General features: G+C 59.8%; 20 protein-coding genes. 13 read left to right on the top strand and 7 right to left on the bottom strand.

What is annotated here, in order from left to right:
- Nucleotides 1-4 precede the first annotated feature (4 nt).
- From G485_RS0103105 to G485_RS0103080, 6 genes are all read left to right on the top strand, one after another.
- Nucleotides 5-1,462, top strand: coding sequence for a polysaccharide deacetylase family protein (locus tag G485_RS0103105; protein ID WP_035154544.1), 1,458 nt, complete (start codon nucleotides 5-7; stop codon nucleotides 1,460-1,462).
- Between the two features lie 22 nt (nucleotides 1,463-1,484).
- Complete coding sequence (locus G485_RS0103100) at nucleotides 1,485-2,921, top strand: polysaccharide deacetylase family protein (protein WP_027091326.1); 1,437 nt, start codon at nucleotides 1,485-1,487, stop codon at nucleotides 2,919-2,921.
- A gap of 30 nt (nucleotides 2,922-2,951) precedes the next feature.
- Entirely contained in the window at nucleotides 2,952-4,265 is a 1,314-nt protein-coding gene (locus G485_RS0103095; RefSeq protein WP_027091325.1) for a nucleotide sugar dehydrogenase, read from the top strand.
- A 69-nt stretch (nucleotides 4,266-4,334) separates the two neighbouring features.
- The gene (locus tag G485_RS0103090) at nucleotides 4,335-6,161 is read left to right on the top strand and encodes a glycosyltransferase family 2 protein (protein ID WP_051317987.1); all 1,827 of its coding nucleotides are present in this window, start codon (nucleotides 4,335-4,337) and stop codon (nucleotides 6,159-6,161) included.
- 15 nt (nucleotides 6,162-6,176) lie between these two features.
- Nucleotides 6,177-7,943 carry a polysaccharide deacetylase family protein gene (locus G485_RS0103085; protein ID WP_027091323.1) on the top strand — a complete coding sequence of 589 codons (1,767 nt, stop codon included), beginning with the start codon at nucleotides 6,177-6,179 and terminating at the stop codon, nucleotides 7,941-7,943.
- A gap of 27 nt (nucleotides 7,944-7,970) precedes the next feature.
- Nucleotides 7,971-9,083, top strand: coding sequence for a glycosyl hydrolase family 18 protein (locus G485_RS0103080; RefSeq protein ID WP_084423086.1), 1,113 nt, complete (start codon nucleotides 7,971-7,973; stop codon nucleotides 9,081-9,083).
- Between the two features lie 69 nt (nucleotides 9,084-9,152).
- Here G485_RS0103080 and G485_RS29680 read toward each other — a convergent pair whose 3' ends face one another.
- The gene (locus G485_RS29680) at nucleotides 9,153-9,320 is read right to left on the bottom strand and encodes a hypothetical protein (protein WP_156922083.1); all 168 of its coding nucleotides are present in this window, start codon (nucleotides 9,318-9,320) and stop codon (nucleotides 9,153-9,155) included.
- Nucleotides 9,321-9,476: 156 nt separating this feature from the next.
- On the opposite strand from G485_RS29680, the gene G485_RS0103070 reads away from it, so the two are divergent.
- Nucleotides 9,477-9,917 carry a MarR family transcriptional regulator gene (locus tag G485_RS0103070; RefSeq protein WP_027091321.1) on the top strand — a complete coding sequence of 147 codons (441 nt, stop codon included), beginning with the start codon at nucleotides 9,477-9,479 and terminating at the stop codon, nucleotides 9,915-9,917.
- A gap of 27 nt (nucleotides 9,918-9,944) precedes the next feature.
- Entirely contained in the window at nucleotides 9,945-13,169 is a 3,225-nt protein-coding gene (locus G485_RS24900) for an efflux RND transporter permease subunit (RefSeq protein WP_051317979.1), read from the top strand.
- Between the two features lie 905 nt (nucleotides 13,170-14,074).
- Here the strand turns inward: G485_RS24900 and fumC are convergent.
- The gene (fumC, locus tag G485_RS0103060) at nucleotides 14,075-15,466 is read right to left on the bottom strand and encodes a class II fumarate hydratase (protein WP_027091320.1); all 1,392 of its coding nucleotides are present in this window, start codon (nucleotides 15,464-15,466) and stop codon (nucleotides 14,075-14,077) included.
- A 90-nt stretch (nucleotides 15,467-15,556) separates the two neighbouring features.
- On the opposite strand from fumC, the gene G485_RS0103055 reads away from it, so the two are divergent.
- The gene (locus G485_RS0103055) at nucleotides 15,557-16,207 is read left to right on the top strand and encodes an outer membrane protein assembly factor BamB family protein (RefSeq protein ID WP_027091319.1); all 651 of its coding nucleotides are present in this window, start codon (nucleotides 15,557-15,559) and stop codon (nucleotides 16,205-16,207) included.
- A gap of 272 nt (nucleotides 16,208-16,479) precedes the next feature.
- Entirely contained in the window at nucleotides 16,480-17,484 is a 1,005-nt protein-coding gene (locus G485_RS0103050; protein ID WP_027091318.1) for an aldose 1-epimerase, read from the top strand.
- Between the two features lie 132 nt (nucleotides 17,485-17,616).
- On the opposite strand, the gene G485_RS0103045 is transcribed toward G485_RS0103050, so the two are convergent.
- The 3 genes from G485_RS0103045 to G485_RS28735 form a co-directional block, all read right to left on the bottom strand.
- Complete coding sequence (locus G485_RS0103045) at nucleotides 17,617-18,312, bottom strand: type 1 glutamine amidotransferase (RefSeq protein WP_027091317.1); 696 nt, start codon at nucleotides 18,310-18,312, stop codon at nucleotides 17,617-17,619.
- Nucleotides 18,313-18,564: 252 nt separating this feature from the next.
- Nucleotides 18,565-18,699, bottom strand: coding sequence for a hypothetical protein (locus G485_RS31190; protein ID WP_276203328.1), 135 nt, complete (start codon nucleotides 18,697-18,699; stop codon nucleotides 18,565-18,567).
- A 331-nt stretch (nucleotides 18,700-19,030) separates the two neighbouring features.
- Nucleotides 19,031-19,186, bottom strand: a complete 156-nt coding sequence (locus G485_RS28735; RefSeq protein ID WP_084423085.1) for a DUF1540 domain-containing protein — start codon at nucleotides 19,184-19,186, stop codon at nucleotides 19,031-19,033.
- A gap of 144 nt (nucleotides 19,187-19,330) precedes the next feature.
- Here G485_RS28735 and purT point away from each other — a divergent pair, with 144 nt between their 5' ends.
- Nucleotides 19,331-20,491, top strand: coding sequence for a phosphoribosylglycinamide formyltransferase 2 (gene purT / locus G485_RS0103030; RefSeq protein ID WP_027091316.1), 1,161 nt, complete (start codon nucleotides 19,331-19,333; stop codon nucleotides 20,489-20,491).
- Nucleotides 20,492-21,203: 712 nt separating this feature from the next.
- Nucleotides 21,204-21,557 (top strand): winged helix-turn-helix transcriptional regulator, encoded by a 354-nt coding sequence (locus G485_RS0103020; protein ID WP_035154574.1) that lies wholly within the window; start codon nucleotides 21,204-21,206, stop codon nucleotides 21,555-21,557.
- On the opposite strand, the gene G485_RS0103015 is transcribed toward G485_RS0103020, so the two are convergent.
- Together G485_RS0103015 and G485_RS0103010 are read right to left on the bottom strand one after the other, a co-directional pair.
- Entirely contained in the window at nucleotides 21,554-21,736 is a 183-nt protein-coding gene (locus G485_RS0103015) for a hypothetical protein (protein ID WP_156922081.1), read from the bottom strand. The two genes, G485_RS0103020 and G485_RS0103015, sit on opposite strands and share 4 nt — an antisense overlap.
- An 86-nt stretch (nucleotides 21,737-21,822) precedes the next feature.
- The gene (locus G485_RS0103010; protein WP_156922079.1) at nucleotides 21,823-22,062 is read right to left on the bottom strand and encodes an AfsR/SARP family transcriptional regulator; all 240 of its coding nucleotides are present in this window, start codon (nucleotides 22,060-22,062) and stop codon (nucleotides 21,823-21,825) included.
- 118 nt (nucleotides 22,063-22,180) lie between these two features.
- Between G485_RS0103010 and G485_RS0103005 the strand changes: the two genes are divergently transcribed.
- Nucleotides 22,181-22,582: a cupredoxin domain-containing protein gene (locus G485_RS0103005; RefSeq protein WP_027091312.1), complete on the top strand. Its 402-nt coding sequence runs from the start codon at nucleotides 22,181-22,183 to the stop codon at nucleotides 22,580-22,582.
- The last annotated feature ends 28 nt before the right edge of the window (nucleotides 22,583-22,610 follow it).

Below are 22,610 nucleotides of genomic sequence, written 5' to 3'. Positions count from 1 at the left end.
AAAAATGTCGAATAAGAGGGGCTTATTTCCTATTTTGTTGCGGCTGCTGCTGTCGGCAGCTGCGATCGCCGCTCTCCCGGGCTGCAGCCTGCTTGGCGGAGACGGCGCCTCCAAGGTCGCGGGAAGCGAAGCGGCAAGCGCGAAGCCGCAGGTGGTCCGATACGACGGCGAGCCGAGCAAGGAGCTCCCGTTCGTCTATACGGGCCGGAGGGAGCTGGCGCTGACCTTCAACGGCTTGGCGGACGATAAGACATTACGCGCGCTGTTGGACGAGCTCGACAAGTACGGCATCAAGGCGACGTTCTTCGTCCCGGGCATGCGTGCGGCGGAGGAGCCGGATCTGGTGAAGGAGATCGTCTCCCGCGGGCACGAGATCGAGAACAACACGCTGAGCCGGTTGGACATGACCAAGCTCAACTATGAACAAATCTATAACGAGATTCACCTGGACAACGAGATTATCGAGCGGGAGACCGGCGTGAGGCCGAGCTATGTCCGCACCAAATCCGGCGATTACAACGACGATGTCCGGCTTGTTGCCGCGCAAGAGGGGATGAAGGCTGTCGTCCGGTCGAGCTTTTTCCTGCACAACTGGAATGGACAGAGCGAGCGAGAGAAACTGCTGTACATCCGGAAGCATACGACCCGGGGCGGCATCTTGACGGTCGACACGGAAGAGCTGGACGACGTCGCTTCCGTCATCCCGCTCTTCGCCGAAGCGGCCAAGGAAGTCGGGTACCGGTTCGTGCTTCTGGACGAGTTGGTCAGGCACGGGAGCGAACGCAAGCCGCTGGAGCAAATCGAAGGCTACGACGCGATCCGAATGAACGCGGACTATGGGAACGCAAAGTACGACTTGATCTACAACAAACCGAACGCCGGGAAAAAAATCGCGCTCACCTTCGACGATTGGGGAACGGACTATACGATTACGAAGATTCTGGACATTCTGGACAAGTATCGCGTCAAGGCGACCTTTTTCCTGCGGGCGAACGGGGTGGAGGCGAATCCCAACCTCGCGAGAGCCATCCTGGACGACGGAGACGAAGTGGCCAATCATACGTATTCTCATCCCGTCGTAACCACCCTGTCGCCGGAGCGCCTGCAGGAAGATATTCTGAGAGCTTATCGGGTGATCACGGAAGCGATTCAGGAGCGGCCGACGATGCTGTTCCGCCCGCCGACGGGCAAGATCGACGAGACGACGGCCAAGGTGATCGCGGCGATGGGATACGACAAGATCGCACAGTACGACGTCGACTCTTCGGACTACCTGAGGGATCATACGGCGAAGCAGATCACCGACGACGTCCTGTCCCAGGCTCATGACGGCAGCATCGTCCTGATGCACATGCTGGACGATACTCATACGGAAGAAGCGCTGCCGGCCGTGATCGAAGGGTTGGAGCGGAAAGGGTACAAGCTGGTAACGGTGACCGAATTGATCGGGGAGAAGAACTAGTGGAAACGGCAGGGGCAAATCGATGAGAAGGAAAATGAACGGATGGCTCCGGCTGCCGGTGGCGGCCGTGGCGTTCGCATGGCTGACGGGCTGCGGTTTGTTCGGCGGCGGCGAGTCTATTGACGCCGATCGCGAGACGGCGACTGCGAAACCTCAAGTGGTCCGGTACGAGGGAGAGCCGAGCAAGGCGCTGCCCTTCGTCTATACGAGCGGCAAGGAATTGGCGCTGACCTTCAACGGGCTGGCGGACGATAAGACGATGCTCCGGCTGTTGGGCGAGCTCGACAAGTACAACATCAAGGCGACGTTCTTCGTACCCGGCATGCGGGTGGCGGAAGAGCCGGAGCTGGCGAAGGAGATCGTCTCCCGCGGCCACGAGATCGAGAACAATACGCTGAGCCGCCTGGATATGACGAAGCTCGGTTATCAACAAATCGATGACGAGATTCGTCTCGGCAACGAAGTGATCGAGCGGGAGACCGGCGTCACGCCGCGTTACGTCCGTACGAAGTCCGGCGACTACAACGACGACGTCCGGCTCGCGGCGGCGCATAACGGGATGGACGCCGTCGTCGTGTACAGTCTCTTCCTCCACAACTGGAAGGGAGAGAGCGAGCGGGAGAAGTATTTGTACGTCCGCAAATATATCACGCGCGGCGGCATCATCGCCGTCGACACGGAAGAATTCGACGATGTCGTCGGGGTCGTGCCGATCATTGCCGAAGCGGTCAAGGAAGTCGGCTATCGGCTGATCCTTCTCGACGAGCTGGTGAAGCACGGAGGCGAGCGGAAGCCGCTCGAACAGCTTCCGGGTCACGATGCGATTCGGCTCAATCCGGATTACAGGAACGCGCAATACAATCTCGTTTACGACCACCTGACCGACAAGAAGGAGATTGCGCTCACGTTCGACGATTGGGGAACGGATTATACGATTACGAGAATATTGGAAATTCTCGATCGTTACGGGGTCAAGGCGACGTTCTTCGCGCGGGCGAAAGGCGTAGAGGCGAATCCGAATCTCGCGAGAGCCATCGTCGAAGAAGGCCACGAGATCGCCAATCACTCCTACTCGCATCCGGTTGTCACGACGCTGACGCCGAAGGAACTGCAGGAGGAAGTCGTCAAAGGCTACCAGGTCATTATGGAAGCCATCCAGCAGCAGCCGACGATGCTGTTCCGTCCGCCGACAGGCGAGATCGACGACGAGACGGCCCGGATCATCGCCGCGACCGGTTACAAGAACATCGCGCTCTACGACGTGACGACTTTTGACTGGGATGTGAACAACGACGCCGACCACATTGTAAACGCCATTCTCGAACAGACCGAGAAGGGAAGCGTCATTCTTCTTCATATGCTGGACGACATCCATACGCTTGAAGCGCTGCCCGTTGCCATCGAACGGCTGCAAGCGCAAGGATATACCTTCGTAAAAATGGGAGATTGGCTCGGCTAGCAGCCGTGACGAATCGATAGGAGCGTCAACATGACATTGTACGAACGTATTGTAGAACGAATGGAGCCTCTGGCCGTCATCGGCCTTGGCTATGTAGGATTGCCGCTCGCCATCGCGTTCTCGAAGCGGGTGGACGTCATCGGCTTCGACCTGAACGAACGTAAAATCGCCAGTTACCTGAGCGGCGTGGACGTGACCGGCGACGTCGGCGACGAAGCCGTCCGGGCGAGCGCCGTCCGCTTCACCTCCGACGAGTCGCAGCTGGAGCGGTCCCGCTTCTTCATCGTCGCGGTTCCGACCCCGATCCAGAGCGGCAACGTGCCCGATCTGAAATATGTAGAGAACGCAAGCCGGATCGTCGGCCGCAAGCTGAGCGAAGGGGCGATCGTCGTGTTCGAATCGACGGTCTACCCCGGCGTGACGGAAGAGGTGTGCATTCCCATTCTGGAAGCCGAATCCGGGCTTCGCTGCGGCAAGGATTTCAAGGTCGGGTATTCGCCGGAGCGCATCAATCCGGGCGATAAGGAGCATCGGCTGGAAAATACCGTGAAGATCGTGTCCGGCATGGACGAAGAGACGCTTGACACCGTCGCGAAGGTGTACGAGCTCATTATCGAGGCCGGCGTGTACAGAGCCGGCAGCATCCGGGTGGCCGAGGCGGCCAAAGTGATCGAGAACGCGCAGCGCGACGTCAATATCGCCTTTATGAACGAGCTGTCGATGCTGTTCCACCAGATGGGCATCGAGACGAAGGCGGTGCTGGAAGCCGCCGCGACGAAATGGAACTTTCTTCGTTTCTCGCCCGGTCTCGTGGGCGGGCATTGCATCGGGATCGATCCTTACTACCTGACCTACAAGGCGGAGGATACCGGCTACCGGTCCAGGATCATTCTGGCCGGACGGCATATCAACGACTGCATGGGCAAGTATGTCGCCCAGAACATCATCAAGACGCTGGTGAAGCTCAAGCGGGACACGAACCGGACCCGCATCGGCATCCTCGGTCTGACGTATAAAGAGAACTGCTCGGACATTCGCAACACGAAGGTGACGGACATCATTCGGGAGCTCGGCGATTACGGGATCGTTCCTCTGGTGGCCGACCCGTTCGCGGATCGCCAAGCGGCCTATGAGGCGTACGGGATCGAACTGACCGATTTGTCCGGGATGAACGATCTGGACGTCGTCGTGCTTGCCGTGCCGCACGAGCCGTTCACCGCGTTGACCGTCCGCGATTACGACGGACTGTTCGCTTCCGGCGGAACCAAGATTATGTTCGACATCAAGGGCGTATACGCGAGATCGGAGTTCGAAGCAAACGGCTATCATTATTGGAGTTTATAAGGATCGAATCCCGGATTGGAGACATGGACGGTGTTAAAGAAGAAGAATACCGAACGGATTGCGGAAGTGATGGCGGTCCCACGGGAAGACCGGCGGACCTTATCCAACGTTCCCGACCCGGAAGCCATCCGGACGAAGCCCGACCGGAGAGGACAGCGGGGCGCGGATGACGTCTCGGCGGGGGACGCCGATTACTTGAGCCGAATCCGGATGCTCAGCCTGCGGTACATGGCGGATTTCGACGTAACGGTCGCGGCCAAGGGGGGCAAACGGCGCAGCGGGATCAAAGGCCGCGCCGTCGACATCTCGTCCACCGGCATCCTCGCGGCGTTCGAGCCCGATGTCGGCGCCTTCCGGGTTGGAGACCGGGTGGACATCCGCTTCCGCATTCCTCCCGGGACGATGCCGGAAGGCTTCGAGTCGGCGGTCCGCACGTCGGCGACTGCGGTGCGGGTCTTCTCCCAGGAGCGCGACGGCAAAGAGCGGCACATGCTGGCGTTCGAGTTCGAGAAGCCGCTGACCGAATATTTGAAGCGGAGAAGATGGGGTTATTCCGTCTACCTGGCCAGCACGATGCTGTTCTTCGCGGCCGGCTTCGTCATGCTGATGCGCGCGGAGAGCGTCATTTACTTCAAATACAACTACTTTCTCTACCTATACAGCTTGATCGCCGCGGCGTTCCTGTTGTCCCGTTATTTCTTCGGAGCGCTTTACCGGAACGTGCCGGTCAATCCGGATTATACGCCGGGCGTGTCGATTATCATTCCTTGCTTCAACGAGGAAGAGTGGATTCACCGCACGATTCTGAGCTGCGTCAATCAGGACTATCCGGTGGATAAGCTCGAAGTGATCGTCGTGGACGACCGCTCGACGGACCGATCTGCGGAGCGCATCCGGGAAGTGATCGAGATGGTGCATCGGGAAGCGGAGCGTTACGCCACCAGAGAGCGCGTCAAAATGCACGTTCTTCCGGTGAACGGAGGCAAGCGCGCAGCGCTGGTGAAGGGCGTGGAGATGGCCAAGCACGATCTGGTCGTGTTCGTCGATTCCGACAGCTTCCTCGATCCGACGGCGATCAAGCATTTGGTCCAACCTTTCCAGGACCCCAAGATGGGCGGGGTGGCCGGCCGGACCGACGTCGAGAACAAATATACGAATTCGATTACGAAGCTGCAGACGGTGCGCTACTATGTCGCCTTCCGCATCATGAAAGCCGCCGAATCGTGGTTCGACAGCGTAACCTGCCTGTCCGGTCCGCTCTCCTGCTACCGGAAAGAGCTGATTTTGCAGCATGCCGACGCCTGGCTGAAGCAGAAGTTCCTCGGACAGCCGGCCACGTTCGGGGACGACCGGAGCATGACGAACTTCATTCTGAGAACCCATCGCACGGGCTATCAGGACTCCGCCATTTGCTCGACGATCGTGCCTTCGAAAATGAGCGTCTTCCTGAAGCAGCAAATGCGCTGGAAGCGGTCCTGGCTGCGGGAGTCGCTGCGGGCGTGCACGTTTATCTGGCGCAAGGAACCGTTCATGATGCTGTTTTTCCTCATCGGCCTGATCGTCCCGATTGCCGCTCCCGTGATCGTGCTGTACAACTTGCTTTATGTGCCGATCATGTACGGCGTTTTTCCCGGCACGTTCCTGATGGGGCTCCTGATGATGGCATTGCTCATGAGTCTGGCTCATTTGTTCTTCCGCAAAAGCAGGCTGTGGATTTTCGGATTCGTCTTCTGCGTTTTCTACGAATTCGTGCTGTTATGGCAGATGCCGGTCGCCTGGGTTACGTTCTGGAAGTCGACCTGGGGGACGAGAGAGACGCCGCAGGACGTCGAAGCGCGCAACAAGAAGGCGGCGCGGAAGCGCAAGGGCAAAGATCATTTCGAATTGCCGTCGTAGACAGGAGTGGCAGAAATGCGGAATCAGAAACGAAATTTGGCTCTGGATTACCGGAAGAAGAACCGCCGCAAATACGTCAAATCGGCCGTACAGCTCGCGATTTTGCTTGTTGTGTTCTACCTGGTCTACGACGCGTTGGCGGGAACGAAGAAGTACGCCGAACCGGATCGGACGAAGTGGACGAGCGACAAAGGCTTTATCGCGGTTTCCTATTTCGGGGTGAGCCGTACGGGGACGCCGAAGCTGATCGGCAAGGATCAACTGGAGGAGCAGCTCAAGGCGCTGAAGGATCAAGGCTACGTGACGATCTCTCAGCAGGATATTATCGATTACTATCGCAACGGGAAGAAGCTGCCGGACAAGGCGATGTTCCTCTCCTTCGAGGACGGCCGCAACGATTCCGCGCTGTTTGCCCAGCCGATCATGGAGAAGTTGGGCGACAAGGCGACGTTCCTGTCTTACGCCAACAAGCTGGGGGACGGGGAACGCAAGTTCCTTCAGCCCAAAGACATGAAGAAGATGATGAAGACCGGCTACTGGGAGATGGGCACCAACGGCTATCGCCTCGCCTATATCAATGTGGTCGACAGCGAGGGCAACTTTCTCGGCGTCAAGAACGAGAACGAGCTGCGCAACAAGATGAAGATCGCCTACTACAATCATTATCTGATGGATTTCATCCGCGACAGCAATATGGTGCCGGCGGAGAACCGGAAGCAGATGGAAGCGCGCATCTCGTACGATTACGATCAAATGAAGGAGATTTATACGAAGCGGCTGGGCTTCGTGCCGAACGTCTATATGATCATGCACGCCAACACGCTCGGCTCCGGCATGAACCGCCTCGTTGCCGACATTAACGAAGCGAACATCGAGAAGCTGTTCAACATTCATTTCAACCGGGAAGGCCATGCGTTCAACACCCGGTCGGACAGCATTTACGACCTGACGCGGGTGCAGCCGGCCGCTTATTGGTATACGAATCATTTGCTCATGCGAATCGGAGCCGATACCGGAGAAGACATGAAGTTCGTGGAGGGCGACAAGAAGCGGGCGCAAAAATGGACGCTTGTCCACGGAGCCGCCGAATTCAAGGACAATCGGATCGCGCTCACTTCCGAAGCCGGCGGAACGGGGCAGCTGGTGCTGAACGGCAGCGAGCAGGACCGGGATGTGGAAGTATCCGCCACGCTCGGGGGCAACGTTGTGGGCAAGCAGTCGATTTATGTCCGCTACGATCGCAAGCAGGACGCTTATGTTCGGGTGACGCTGGACAACAACCACGTCATCGTCGAGCAGAAAAAGCCGGGTCAAGCGGTGGAGAGGCTGTTGGACCGGGAGCTGGAGACGATCGACTGGAATGCCGGCGATCTTACTTTGAACAAAGCGACTTACTATACGAGGGAAGAGACGTCGACCGTCGATTTAACGGAAGAGACGCAATATCCGGTCAACCTCAAGAGGACGAGGAAGCTTGCCGTATCCGTTCAAGGCGGGAAGCTGAACGTTCTGGTGGACGGCCGGCCGCTGCTGACCGGTCAAGCGATCGACGCTTCGATTGCGTCCGGCTCGATCGCCCTTGAATCGGCTTACCACAAGCAGGGCGACAACGACGACATTTACGACGGCGTATTCGACGACGTCCAGGTGACGGCGCTTCAGGCGGACGGCGAGAAGGGCGACGTCCTATACAGCAACCGTCTTGCCGGCCTGGAGCAAGTCGCCGCCGCAGTGAAGCGCGCTTGGAATGCAAGCGTCGATTGGATGATCGACACCTTCTAATCCGATGGCCAGGGAGGTCACCGCATCATGAACAGCAGCCGACAGGCGCGGCCGTTCGTTGTCGTTCTCCTCTTGATTGCAGGGGCAGCCGTTGCGGCGGCGATCGCATGGATTTGGAGCCGGCAGGCGCCCTCCGGCGCCCCGAAGACGCCCCAGGGGGAGAAGGCGGCGGAGCTGTCGGCATGGATCGCCGATTGGCAATGGAGCGCCGGCGTTGAAGACCTGAAGAAGACGGCGGGAAGGCTGGACAGCTTGCAGATATTCGCGGCCTATTTCGACGAATCCGATCGACTTCGCTTCACGGACGAATTCCTCGAAGGGTTCCCGCAAATTCGGGAAGCGGCGGGGGAGAGCGGGCGAACGCGCCTCGATTTGACGCTTGTCAACGATATTCTCCGCGCCGACGGCACGGAGAGCCGGAAGGATACGGCGCTCCTCTCGAGGCTCGTCGCCGACGAGGAGAGCCGCAGCCGCCACATCGCGGAAATTGAAGAAGCGGCGAACCGCTACGGCTTCGGCGGCGTGGAGCTGGACTATGAGAAGGTCAGCGGCGGCGACTGGGACAACTTCTGCAAGCTGATCGCCGAGCTGTATCCGAGGCTGCAGCGGACGGGCAAGACGCTGCGCGTCGTTCTGGAGCCGGGAGCGCCGTTCGACCGGTTGCAGCTGCCGGAAGGCCCGGTGTACGTGGTCATGGCCTACAACTTGTACGGCGGCCACAGCGGGCCGGGGCCGAAGGCGGACGACGCGTTCATCCGCAAGCTTGCCGCGCGGATGGCTGCACTGCCCGGAAGCCCCGGGCTCGCCTTGGCGACCGGAGGCTTCGTATGGCCGGGCGATTCCGGTTCCGGCTCGGGCAAAGCCGCGGGCATTACGGAGCGGCAAGCCGCCCTGCTGGCGGAGAAAAGCCCGAATCCCCCTAGCCGGGACAAGGACAGCGGGAGCCTTCATTTCGAATTTACAGACGCGGACAAGAAGAAACGAACCGTCTGGTACGCGGATGGGGCCACCTTGGCCCGATGGGCGCAAACGGCGAGGGAGGCGGGCTTGTCCTCGATCGCGATCTGGCGTCTGGGCGAGCTGGGGGAAGGGACGCTCGAGGGGCTAGCGGCCGGTTTCGCGGCTTCGGACAACGGCTGAGAAGTTCGGCTTCAAGTTTGCCAAAGGGGTGCTCGCGCACCTCTTTGTTGCATTTTCGCGGCGGTTCGCTTAACGATCTTCTGCACTCTTTGCGTGTTCCGCCGCTTCGCCGGACGGCCCGTAGGCGATCAGCGTAACCGGATATCCGCTGCGGGAGCTCAGTCTGTCCTCCAAAGCGCGGATTTCTTCCACGTCGTCCTGCCGAAGCGGGGCGAATTCATAGTCGTCTTGGCTCACGATCATGTTCCTCCTTGCACGAAATTGGCAATGCGAGCTCGACCCTATTATGAGACCGAGCGGGCGGAAATAAGCGTTGACGCGCCGCCCATTTTTTGCTATAGTTCATTCGTTGAATAGTTCAACAATCAAATTATTTGAGGATGAAAATATTTTATGGACGAACAAACGTTGAAGCAAGCGATTGAGCGGTATTCGGCAGCGATGTTTACGGTCAACCGCCGATTTAATGCGATCGTTCGCGAGCTGATGCCGGAAGAATTGACGGTCGATCAGTATTACATTCTCAGCTCCATTCGATCCCAGGGGCAATGTACGTCGTCGGAGCTCGCCGATATTTTCTGCGTCGGCAAAAGCTCCATCACCGCCATTATCGCCCGGCTGTTCGACAAGCGCTGGATTCGGCGAATCCCCGACGAGAAGGATCGTCGCGTCATTTATTTGTCGCTTACGGAGGAAGGGGAGAAGCTTGCCGCGGAGATCGACTTGAAGATCGAGGGGCTCATGGGAAATTATCTGAATCGGTTCACCGACGAGGAAGCCCAGCGGTTCCTGGAAACCTACGAGAAGCTGGCGAACGTCTTGCTTGAGACATAGAGCATAGAGGAGAGGAGAAAGCGATCGATGAAGTACATCATCCGGTTCAGATGGCTGGTGGTTGCGCTGTGGCTCGCGGCGGTTGTCGGGCTCGCGCTCGGCGCGCCGGATATGCAGCAGTTGGTTCGGGACAAGGGACAAATCACCGTTCCGGACAACTATCCTTCGATGGAAGCGAACCGCCTGCTGGCGGAAATGAGCGGGGCGAATTCCGGCTCGGATACGGAATCGACGGTGCTCGTGTTCCATGGCGAACGGAAGCTGAGCGACGCCGAGATGGAGGACATCCGCCACGGCATCGAAGAGCTGAAGAGCAACCGAGACAAGCTTGGCATTCGCTCGGTCATCAATTCCTTCGACACGCCGGAGCTGGCCAAGCAGGAAGTGTCGGCCGACGGCCGCACCGTGCTCGCGCTGGTGGAAGTGTCCCTCGAAGGCCGCACGGCCGCCGAGGCGAGAGACGCGCTTTACGACGCCGTGAAGGACGTGAAGGTCGAACACTACTATACGGGCAATTGGCTCATCCAGGAGGATGTCGTCCAAAGTTCCGAGGAAGGCCTCAAGAAGACGGAATGGATTACCGTCGTCTTCATTCTGGCCATTCTGTTCGTCGTGTTCCGCTCGGCCTTCGCGCCGTTCGTGCCGCTGCTGACGATCGGAATCAGCTACCTGGCGTCGCAGTCGATCGTCGCTTATCTGGTCAAATACCTCGATTTTCCGTTGTCAACTTTTACACAAATTTTTCTGGTGGCGATCATGTTCGGCATCGGAACGGACTATTGCATCTTGCTGATCAGCCGGTTCAAGGAAGAACTGGCGCACGGAAGCGACCGGCTGCAGGCGATTCTCACGACGTACCGCACTTCAGGCCGGACGGTGCTGTTCTCGGGCATCGCGGTGCTCGTCGGCTTCGCGACGATCGGGTTCTCCACGTTCAGCCTCTTCCGGTCGGCGGTCGCGGTGGCGGTGGGCGTCGCCGTGCTGCTCGCGGCGCTGTTCACGATCGTGCCGTTCTTCCTGGCGACGATGGGGAACGCGATTTTCTGGCCGTCCCGCGGGTCGCTCGAGCATAAGCCGAACCGCGTATGGGGGGCGGTCGGCGGCTTCTCTTACCACCGCCCGCTGATCGCCCTGCTGCTGCTCGCCGTCGTCATCGTTCCTCTGCTCAGCGTTTATAAGGGCTCGGTCTCGTTCAACTCGCTCGAAGAGATCGGCGAGAAGTACGATTCCGTCAAGGCCTTCAACTACATTTCGGACAGCTTCGGGCCCGGGGATTCGCTGCCGACGACCGTCGTGGTCAAGTCCGACAAGGCGCTCGACACGACTGACGGGCTTGCGATGATCGAGCGGCTGACGCGGGAATTGGCGCAGACGGAGGGCGTGAAGACCGTCCGCAGCGCCACGCGGCCGACCGGCGAACCGCTCGCCGACTTGCAGGTGTCCAATCAGGTCGGCCAGCTGGACAGCGGCATCGGCCAGGGAACCGCCGGGATCGATCGGGTGGCGGCCGGGCTCCAGAAAGCGGGCGACAGCCTAGCCGGCCAATCGCCGCAGCTGCAAAGCGCGGCCGACGGGGCCGAGAAGCTGGCGAGCGGGACCCGGGATCTGGAGGCGGGCATCGGACGGCTGGGCGACGCGCTGCGCCGGATCGAGGCGGGGCTTCGGGACGGATCGGCCGGCGCCGCTCAGCTGGGCGACAGTCTGGCGCAAGCGCAGAAGAGCGCGGAGCAGCTGGCTCTTGCGAGCGAGCAGCTGCAAGGGCAGTACGAGAAGCTGGGCGCCGGAATGAACTCTCTGGCCGCCGGTTACGCCGACATCGCCTCGAAGCAGGAGGCTCTGGCGCAAGGGCTGGGCGATCTCGGCACCGGTCTTGACGGATTGGCGCAGAAGTATCCGGAGCTGCAGAAGGACGAGGCGTTTCTGCAAGCGCAGGCGGCGGTCGGAAGCCTGCAAGGCAGTGCCTCGGAGACGAGCGCCCGGCTGCGGGAGTTGAACGGGCAGCTGCAAGGCTATGCGCAAGGGCTTAGCCAGGCCAATGCCGGCTTGAAGCAAGCTGCCGGCGGGCAAGCCGAGTTGGCGAAGGGGCTGAAGTCGCTGGCGGCCGGCATCGGCGAGCTGCGCAGCGGTATCGAGCAAGCCGCCAGCGGGCAAGGGCAAGTTGTGGCGCAAGTGCCGAGCCTGTCGGCGGGCGCGAAGGAGATTGCCGCGGGCCAGGAGAAGCTGGCATCGGGCGTCGCGGCGTTAAGCGGCCAGCTCGGCCAATTGACGAGCGGGCTTCAAGACAGCGTCGACGGCCTGTCGCAAGTGAGCGGAGGATTGAAATCCGCTCAGAGCTATCTGGGCGAGCTGTCGGACGCCTCCGACAAACAAATGAGCGGCTGGTTCATTCCGAACGACGCGCTGAAGAACGCCGATTTCCAAGCGTCGCTGGACACTTACCTGTCGGCGGACCGCAAAATCGCCAAATTCGAAGTTGTCTTCTCCGGCAATCCTTACGACGTGGAGACGATGAAGAAAACGGACGACCTGAACGAAGCGGCGCTGCGCACGCTCAAGAGCGCCGGCTACGATCAAGCGCAAGTGGCGATCGGCGGGGTCACCAGCGTGAACAACGACCTGCATGAAATTTCGTCGAACGACTACAGGCAAACGGTCATTCTGATGATTGTCGGAATCGCGCTCATCTTGTTCGTCCTGTTCCGTTCGGTCGTCATTCCGCTCTACCTGCTCGTGTCGCTTCTCGCAACGTATTACACGTCCATGGCGGCCACGGAGCTGATCTTCGTCCGGATGCTCGGCTATTCGGGCACGAGTTGGGTTATCCCGTTCTTCGGCTTCGTCATGCTGATGGCGCTGGGAGTCGACTACAGCATCTTCCTGATGGACCGCTTCAAGGAATACCGCCATCTGCTGTCGCCGCAGGAGGCGATCCTGAAGGCGATGCGCAGCATGGGAACGGTCATTCTGTCCGCGGCGATCATTCTGGGCGGAACGTTCGCGGCGATGCTGCCGTCCGGCGTGCTGTCGCTGATGCAGATTGCCGTCATCGTCCTGTGCGGCCTGTTCTTGTACGCGGTCGTCATTCTGCCGTTGTTCATTCCCGTCATGGTCCGCTTGTTCGGCCCGGTCAATTGGTGGCCGTTCATGGGCCGCGGCGGGCAAGGCGCGGACGCCGCCGGCTCATCTTCGGCAAGCGCGGGTCGCGGCGGCTCTTCGCAGGCAACGGCGGGAGCGCTCGGCGACGGCGTTTGAGCGAGTGAAAAGAAGCTTCCCCGCACGACGGGCTACCGTTGGGGGAAGCTTCTTTTGTTCTAGGAGGGGAGCGGATTCCCTCTTGGCCTATTTTTGCGGGCTTATCCCCGCTGCTCAGCGGAACTTGTTCGCCCGTCCGTGTGCGCGAAAAGATGGGGAAAGCAGGGAGGCTTTAATAGGCGGAGCCGTCGAGCGTCCCTTCTGAGGTGCGGGGATAAGCGTGCAAATGTGTCGGAGGGAGATATGTTGCTAGGCAAGGGGGTTCGATGGGAGAGCCGTCGAATGTCGCTTCTGAGGTACGAAGATAAGCGTGCAAATGGGCGGGAGGCGGTTATGCTGCTAGGAGGCGTTGCTTGGCTGCGGCGACGGAAGCGAAATCGGAAGGGGCGCTGTCCGATGACGCGGCAGACGTGCATAAATAAGCATAACGAGCAAGGCGATTTTGCGCGCCAGCTTTGCATAAACAACATCGGGAGTCATCAAGCTATTTTTCCACAAGCAAAAACGTCTTCGGAGCATACCCGAGCAGAAATCCGAACGCTAACGGACACAGGGGCCGCTATTTGCTAGAAAATCGCGTTTTTGAGATTCTAACGGACCCTGGTTCCGCTATGCGTCGGTTTTTCCCCGTTAGGGGTACGCTTTGAAGCAAATAACGGATCGTCTGTCCGTTCCATTGCTTAAATAAGCTTCCAGGCGTGAAATAGCGGATCCAGGGTCCGTAAGAGCAAGGCAATCCCCCGATTGGAGTCGGAGTGCCGACGCGAATAAGAAAGGGGACTTTGTACGGGATAAACATCCCCTGAAGTATCCCGGACAAGCATCTGAAGTTTTTATGCAAAGCTGGCGGAGGTTGCGCGCGAACAGCCGCCCGGCCTCCCGTGCGGCTGTTAAAAGCCTGCAAATTAAAGCTTTACCTCACCGATCATGTCTTCCGGCCGCATAATCCGGTCGAACTGCTCCGCGGTCAGCAGTCCGGTGGCAAGGGCGGCTTCCTTCAGCGAGAGCCCTTCCTTGTGGGCCAGCTTGGCGATTTTCGCCGCGTTCTCGTATCCGATGTGCGGATTCAGCGCGGTCACGAGCATGAGCGATTGCTCGAGGTTGCGACGAATGACCCGCTCGTTCGGCTCGATGCCGACGGCGCAATGCTCGTTGAACGAGCGTATGGCGTCCGCCAGCAACCGCACCGACTGCATGAAGTTGTGCAAGATGACCGGCTTGAACACGTTCAGCTCGAAATTGCCCTGACTCGCCGCGAAGCCGATGACCGCATCGTTGCCCATGACCTGGCAGGCGACCATCGTCATCGCTTCGCATTGGGTCGGATTGACCTTGCCCGGCATGATCGAGCTGCCCGGCTCGTTCTCGGGAATGACGATCTCCCCGATGCCGCAGCGCGGGCCGCTCGCCAGCCACCGCACGTCGTTGGCGATCTTCATCAGATCGGCGGCCAGCGCTTTGAGCGCTCCATGCGCGTAGACCATCTGATCATGGCTCGTCAGCGCGTGGAACTTGTTCGTCGAGGAGACGAACGTTTTGCCGGTCTCCTTGCTGAGCGCCTCGGCGACTTTGTCGCCGAACGAAGGATGCGCGTTGATGCCCGTGCCGACGGCGGTGCCGCCGATCGCCAGCTCGCCCAGCGATTTCGCGCTCTCCCAGATCATGAGTCCGGAGCGGTCCAGCATCGCCCACCAGCCGCTAATCTCCTGCCCCAGCGACAAGGGGGTGGCGTCCTGCAGATGCGTGCGGCCGATTTTGACGATGTGCCGGAACGCCTCCATCTTCTCCCGCAGCGTCTCCTTCAAGGTGTCGAGCGCGGGGATCAGAACGTCTTCGACCGCGATCTTGCCTGCGATGTGCATCGCGGTCGGGAACGTGTCGTTCGAGCTTTGCGACTTGTTGACGTCGTCGTTCGGATGGACGCGCAGCGTGCTGCCCGATTTTTCCAACAATTGATTGGCCCTTCGCGCGATGACCTCGTTCACGTTCATGTTGGACTGCGTTCCGCTGCCCGTCTGCCAGACGACAAGCGGGAAATGCTCGTCCCACCGGCCCTCGGAAACCTCCTCGGCCGCGGCGATAATGGCGTCCGCCTTCTCCGGCTCCAGCGTCCCGAGCTCCCGGTTGACGGAGGCCGCCGTTTTCTTGAGGAGGGCGAACGCCCGAATCAGCTCCAGCGGCATCTTCTCCGTGCCGATCCGGAAATGCTGCCGGCTCCGCTCGGTCTGCGCGCCCCACATCGCTTCGGCGGGAACCTGAATTTCCCCCATCGTATCGTGTTCCGTGCGAAACTCCATTTTGCCCGACCTCCCGATTGTCTAATGGTACTCCCCATGCAATCTTACCCTTCATCGTTGTTTTAGTTGCACGGCCGGAAGCGAAAATGGATGCTGGCGACGGCCGGACTGCTTCTAGCCGGCACGGTCGCGACGGGGACGATGCAAGCCGCGCAGGCGGCGGGGGCGACGAAGTACAACTTGCACACAACGTACAGCTTCGACCGGAAGGTGGCGGCGGCGAGCCCGCGCTGGACGGCGGATTTGGGCCTTCCGACGACGGAGACGATCGCCGACCGCATAGCGGTGTCCGGAGACAAGGTCTACATCGTGAAGGCTGACGGGATTACGGCTCTGACCTTGAATACGGGCAAAACGTTATGGAAATATGCGCTCAAAAAGGTACGGGGAACGCCGCAGATCGCGGGAGGCTACCTTTACGCCGCGTCGGCGTCCGGGAAGGTGGTCAAGCTGAACGCTTCCTCGGGCAAGCTTGCGTGGACGTACCAAACGAACAGTACGGCGCTTCCCGTGCTGTTGGCGGACGGAGACACGGTGTTCGTGTCCGGCGGCGGGTGGACCGCGATCGACGCGGCGACAGGCAAGGCGAAGTGGAGGAACGCCAACGCGCCCGAGGCGCAAATGCCGCGAATTCAAGTTGGGGACTCCCGGCGGGGGCGGAGGCCGCGGGGACATGAACCACAGTCCGGTCGACGCTTAAAATCGACGGAACGGTCAAGCCGCTCGAGCCGGCCCCGATGATGACGGACAACCGGCTGTACATACCGCTGCGTCCGTTCTTCGAAGCGCTCGGAAGCGTTGATGCGGAAATAGAGACGGCTGTCCTCGGGTTCAGGGAACCCGGCGACAGCCGCTTTTCATTGGGGCCGCCCGCGACCTCTCGGTCAAAGGGATTGCGAACGATAGCCGCTTCGACCGCCTGCGCTCGGACTACTCTTCTCCCGCCATAGTGTGTTATGCTAGAGATAGATGTACGTACAAGTCATTTTTCGATCGATCTTGAGGAGGATCTTATGGTTACGATTCCTAAGGCGTACGAGGGCACCTATCAAGGAGAGCAAGCGGTCTGGCTGCAGGCCGGGCCCTACGAGGCGGCAGTGCTGCCGCAGATCGGCGCCAATCTGATCGCGTTCCGGGATACGGAGCGGAACTTCGTTTTCCTGCGGGAGCCTGCCGCGGAGGAAATGGAAGCGTTTAAAGCGAACCCGGGCATTCACGGCATTCCCGTGCTGTTCCCGCCCAACCGCTACGACGCCGGCAAATTTCCGTGGGACGGCACGACGTATCAATTCCCGGTGAACGAGACGGCTAGAGGCAACCACCTTCACGGCTTCGCGCACACGGCCGCGTGGAAGGTGGACCACTTCGGAGCGGACAAGCTGGAGAGCCGCGTCACGCTGTCGCTGACGGTCGATTCCGGTCACCCGATCTACGAGTATATGCCGTTCGAATTCACGCTGAAGCTGCAATATACGCTGAGCGAAGAGGGGCTGCTTCAGCGGGTTACCGTGCGCAACAACGGCGCCAAGCGGCTGCCTTGCCTGCTGGCGTTCCACACGGCGGTGAACGCGCCGTTCGCGCCGGGAAGCGGACGGGACGACGTCCGGTTCAAGCTGACGATCGGCGAGCGCTGGGAGATGGGAGCGGACGGCCGGATGCTTCCGACCGGACGCCGTCAGCCGCTGTCCGAAGGCGAGAAGAAGATGATCGAGGGCACGCAGTCGCCGTTCTTCGAACCGATGGACAATCACTACACATCCCGGACGCAGAACGGGCGGAATTACATGGAGTTGACCGACACGCGGGCGGGCGTCAAGCTGGTCTACGACGTCGGCGCCGGCTACAAGCAATGGATGATCTGGAACAATGGAGCGCAAGGCGGCTTCTTCTGTCCGGAGCCGCAGGTGAATCTGGTGAACGCGCCGAACGTCGAGCTTCCGGCCGAAGAGATCGGATTGATCGGGCTGGAGAAGGGCGAAATCTGGGAAGAGACGAGCAGATTGTACGTCATCGGCTAAAAGATCGAGAGCGGAGTTTCGGCAGGCGAAGACGTCTGTGCGCGGCTCCGCTTCTTCATTTTGGTGCTCCTTGGAGAAGATTGGAACTCAGGCATGCCTATCGGCGGGAGCAGTTCGTTCGGCTCCGCTGCCTTACAACGCCCCGACTTTCTCGAAATTGTCCAGGATGCCGTGAAGCATGGCGTGCGAGTCGCGGGTGCGCGCGAGCTGCTCCCGGATGCGTCCGGCGTCCTGGATATACGGCGCTTCCTTCAGTTCGTCCGACCAGCGGTGCAGCATCTCTTCAATGCAGGCCGGCGTCGTCTCGAGGTGGAACTGCAAGCCCAGAATGTTCGGCCCGTAAGCGAAGGCCTGGTTCGGACAAGCGTCCGAATAGGCGAGTCTTTCCGCTCCGGGCGGCAGTTCGAACGCGTCGCCGTGCCACTGGTAAGAGTGGAATCGTTCCGGCATGCCTTCGAACAGAGGGTGCTTGATCGCGGTGCGCCCAATCGGGTGGAACCCGATTTCCTTGTGGACGTTCCGATAGACGCTTCCGCCGAGCGTCTCGGCGAGCAGTTGGCCGCCCAGGCAGATGCCGAGCACGGCTTTGCCCGCGCCCGCCGCCGAGCGGATGAACCGCTTTTCCCGAACGAGCCAAGGGTAGCGGCTCTCCTCGTAAACGCTCATCGGCCCTCCCAGAATAATGAGCAGATCGAAGGAATCGAGATCCGGCAATGTTCCTTGTTCGGGAGGTTCGATCAGCGTATAGGGATGGCCTTTGCGTTCCGCCCAGCCCGCAATCGCGCTCTCGTCGTCGAAGGAAAAATGCTTTAGCATCAAAATCCTCATACGCTACCTCCTCGTTTGCCGCGTTCCGGGCAATCTCCAATTGCATCCTGTAAGATATGCTCGTAATTTTATAGCCGTTTTTGGATATCGTCAACATAGTTAACATGATAATGTGGCATAGAATCCGGATTTGGATTTATAGACCATTCACAGAAAATATGATGTTAGATTTTGTGTCAATCGTCAGCGCATGAAGACGATGCCGGCGCGCCAAAAGCCTCGCGAAAGCGAGGCCGGGTAGAGGGTACCCTGTCAGGGCGCGGAAGACGAGCGATTCGCGACGGAATCGGCCGAAGCGGGGACGCCGCCCCGTCTGCTTGCCGACAGACGGAACAGCAGCAAGGTCAGGGCGGCTCCGGCCACGCTTGCGGCGGCGGAGACGAACATCGTCGTCTGCAGGCCGTCCGTAAACAGGCGGACGCTTTCGCGGACGACGGCTTCCCTATAGCCGGCGGGAACGAGCCGCAGCGCTTCGGAGCCGAGCGTTCCGCTTTTCCACTAGGCCAGCAGTTGAGCTTTGGCATTGTCGTCCAGCGGCAGCTTCGCGAGCGCTTGGGGCGCTCCGGATCCGATCCGACCGGACAGAATGGCTAGAGCAGGGAAAAATTTTCTGCAGCTTATGATAATTATTCTCAATTGCGGGCATAATGCTGGGGGAAGCGGCAACGCAAGGGAACGGCTCTGCGCCGAGCCGCCCCCCTGTTTCGCGCAGCGCTGCTTAAACCTTCGGCTCGAACGTTTTGCAGTCCGTCTCTTCGGAATTGCGGGCTTCCCTGCCCCGGTTGCTGACCACGTAGATCGAGGTAGCGGCGCACTTGTTGCCGTTCGCCCAGTATTTGCAGGAATTCACTTCGCATAACACGTCTTTGGCCATGGCGTTCTCACCTCCCGTCCTCCCTAATAGAATGGGTGAAATGTGCGCCGTTCATACTCCGCTCGGGCACCGGAACCTCGTTTCGGTGCGTCTTGCCGTTCGTGTATAATGGGATTTACGACAATATCCGATGGAGGGGCGGACATGTTCCATACGAAGAAGTTGCTGCTGCTCGGTTCCGGCGAGCTCGGCAAAGAAGTAATCATTGAAGCGCAGCGGCTTGGGGTCGAGACGGTTGCGGTGGACCGGTACGAAGGCGCGCCGGCGATGCATGTGGCGGATCGGAGCTATGTGATCGATATGCTGGACAAGCAGGCGCTTCGCGAGCTCGTGGAGCGGGAGAAGCCGGATTGGATCGTGCCGGAGATCGAAGCGATCGCGACGGCGGAGCTGGTGAAGCTGGAGGAGGAAGGCTTCCGCGTCATTCCGACGGCCCGCGCGGCGCGGCTGACGATGGACCGGGAAGGCATTCGCCGGCTGGCGGCGGAGGAACTCGGGCTTCCGACGGCGCAATACCGCTTCGCCGATACGTACGAGGAATTTGCGGCGGCCGCCCGGGAGATGGGCTTTCCGTGCGTCGTCAAGCCGCTGATGAGCTCGTCCGGCAAAGGCCAAAGCGTCTGCCGCTCCGAGGAGGAGCTGTCCCGAAGCTGGCAGACGGCGATGGAGGGCGGCCGTGTTCAGCAAGGACGCGTCATCTTGGAGGAGTTTATCCGCTTCGACTCGGAAATTACGCTGCTGACGGTCCGTTCCGCGGGCGGCACGCAATTTTGCGCGCCGATCGGCCACATTCAGAAGGACGGGGACTACATCGAATCGTGGCAGCCGCATGCGATGACGGAAGCGCAGATTGCCGAGTCCAAGCGGATCGCCCGCGCCATCACGGACGCGCTCGGCGGCGTCGGCATCTTCGGCGTGGAGCTGTTCCTCTCCGGCGACAAGGTGTATTTCAGCGAAGTGTCGCCGCGCCCGCACGACACGGGGCTCGTCACGCTGATCAGCCAGAACTTGTCGGAGTTCGCGCTGCACGTCAGGGCGATTATGGGACTGCCGATTCCGGAGATCAAGCTCGTGTCGCCGGGAGCGAGCCGGCCGCTGAAGGCGGACGGGGAATGGTCCTCGTACCGGCTGACCGGTGCGGAAGAGGCGTTGGCGCTGCCCGATACGCAGCTGCGGATATTCGGCAAGCCGGTGACGAAGACCGGCCGCCGGATGGCGGTCGCGCTGGCCGCCGCCGAGACGGTCGAAGCCGCCCGCGCGAAGGCGGCCGAAGCGCTGGGCAAGCTGAAGCTGGAGGGCGTTTAAAACAAGGCGATGGAACTGGAGCTGGCCAGCGTCACGATGGAAGAGGTCAACTGGGAGATCGCAACCCACAGCAAGTAAACCGCACGCATTCGCAAGGCGTTCGAACCTTATCGCGATCGTTGGATCGCGGGAAGGCCGGGCGCCTTTTTTGCAAGTCTGGCGATTTCCGTATCGAGATAAAGCGAACTTCTTAAGCGTCCAGCACTTCGGCCCTGAGCAGCCGTAAGTCCAGCGGCTCTCGGACGGTAGGGGTCTCCGTCACGTTGCCGGAAAATCAAGACGGTTAAGTCAAAGTGAACCGGCTGCAGTCATGGAATCAGCGCCGGACTCGAATACGTTCCCGACAGTTGTGCAAAATAGCGGGGAAGTTCATTCCGGAATAAGGAGGACCCTACTGTGGCTTGCAGCAAAGTCGATCGGCCGAATCCTATAGAAATCGAGCAGGAAACGCCTCATCCCGAAGAAGGGGGAGGGGACGAGTTGAATATATGGATTGCGAAATAGAAAAGAAACCCGGGCGGCTTTACGGCTGCCCGTTTTTTTCCGAAGATGCGTCGTTTCCGCACCTGGCCAGTATGTTTGCCCATCCCAATAGGATGTATGACCGCTCCGATCGGAGAGTTTTGGAAAGACATCGCCCGCGCGTTCGCTTTAAGAAATTGTTCAGAGCGTCCGGTTACAATAGGAATACTTAAAAATGACGGAGGTTTATATGCTTACGAAGAAAGAAAAAAGGGTGTCCGACGGCGGCTCGCAGGCTCCGGTATACGTCGGCATCCCGATGCACATCATGGGCGGCAAGTGGAGGGCGATCATTCTCTATCACCTGGCGCAAGACAAGCTGCGGTTTAATGAACTGCGGCGTTTGATTCCCGGCATTACGCAGCGAATGCTCACGCTGCAGCTCCGCGAGCTCGAGAAGAACGGCGTCATCGAGCGGGAAATCGGCCAGGACTCCCCGCTTCGGATCTACTACCGGATGACCGACTTGGGCCGGACGCTCGTTCCGCTGATCCGGTCGCTGCAATCGTGGGGCGAGAAGTATCGGACGCAGTTCCGTTCCTAGGCGAAGTCCTGTCTCTTCCATATACGGCATGCGTTGTTGCACCTGATGTAACAGGTCGCGGCCAGCGTTAGCTCTTCGCTCTCCTCCAGCCGTTTGCCGAGCCGCAAGGCGTAATGGTGCCAGACGCTCCGCAAACGCTGGCGTTGGTGCTCCGCCCACACGTAATCTTGTTCCCCCAAGAAATCCCCCCTGTACAGATTCAGCAATTCTTATAATGTTCCGAAGACAGCTTCTCCACTTCACCCTCGTTCCCAAGGCGCTTCTCTCACAGGTCGACGTCGCTGGACAAGCCGCCCAGATCCAGGGAGGAACTGTTGCCGGTGTTGACGATCCGAATCGGCATGCCCGCCGACTCCAGGGACCGGCGGAGCTGATAAATCCCTGCATACAGCTGGCTGTAGGCTTCTTTGGCATCCATATCCGGCCATAGGATCTCGATCAGCGCGTCTTTACGGACCACCGGTCTTGGCCGGTTCTGATCTCCGTCCGCAGCGAGCATAGTCACAGAAAGTTCATGACTCGGGCCTGCCGGTTGTGAGATCGGTCACAGTGAGGGACCGCGCGCCGACCTTAAGATGATCCATGATGACAGATTGATCCTAATCCATTGGAGGGACTCTCGCATGAAGAAGTGGTCGGTTGCAGTCGGTATCCTGCTGATGGCGGCATGGATGCTTAGCGCTTGCGGCGGAGGGAACGACAATAAAGAGGCTTCCTCCGCGCCGGCGTCGGCCGAATCGTCCGGGCAAACGGCATCCGGAGGCGCGAAGGAAATCACGGTCGAAGCCAAGAACTTCGAATTCGATCAGAAGGAGATCAAGGTGGCCAAGGGAGACAAGATCACGATCAAGCTGAACAACGCCCAGGGCAACCACTCGCTCAAGATCGAAGGCTACGATCAGGAAGCGAAAGGCGGCCAATCCGTCACGTTCACGGCCGACAAGGCCGGAGAGTTCAAGTTCTATTGCAACGTGATGTGCGGAACGGGCCATGGGGAAATGACGGGCAAGCTGATCGTTGAATAACGGCCCGCGACGGGTTCGAAGGGGGATT

The organism is Cohnella thermotolerans DSM 17683, from assembly GCF_000429825.1.
GTDB lineage: Bacteria > Bacillota > Bacilli > Paenibacillales > Paenibacillaceae > Cohnella > Cohnella thermotolerans.
This window is presented reverse-complemented; position numbering and strand designations above follow the sequence as displayed.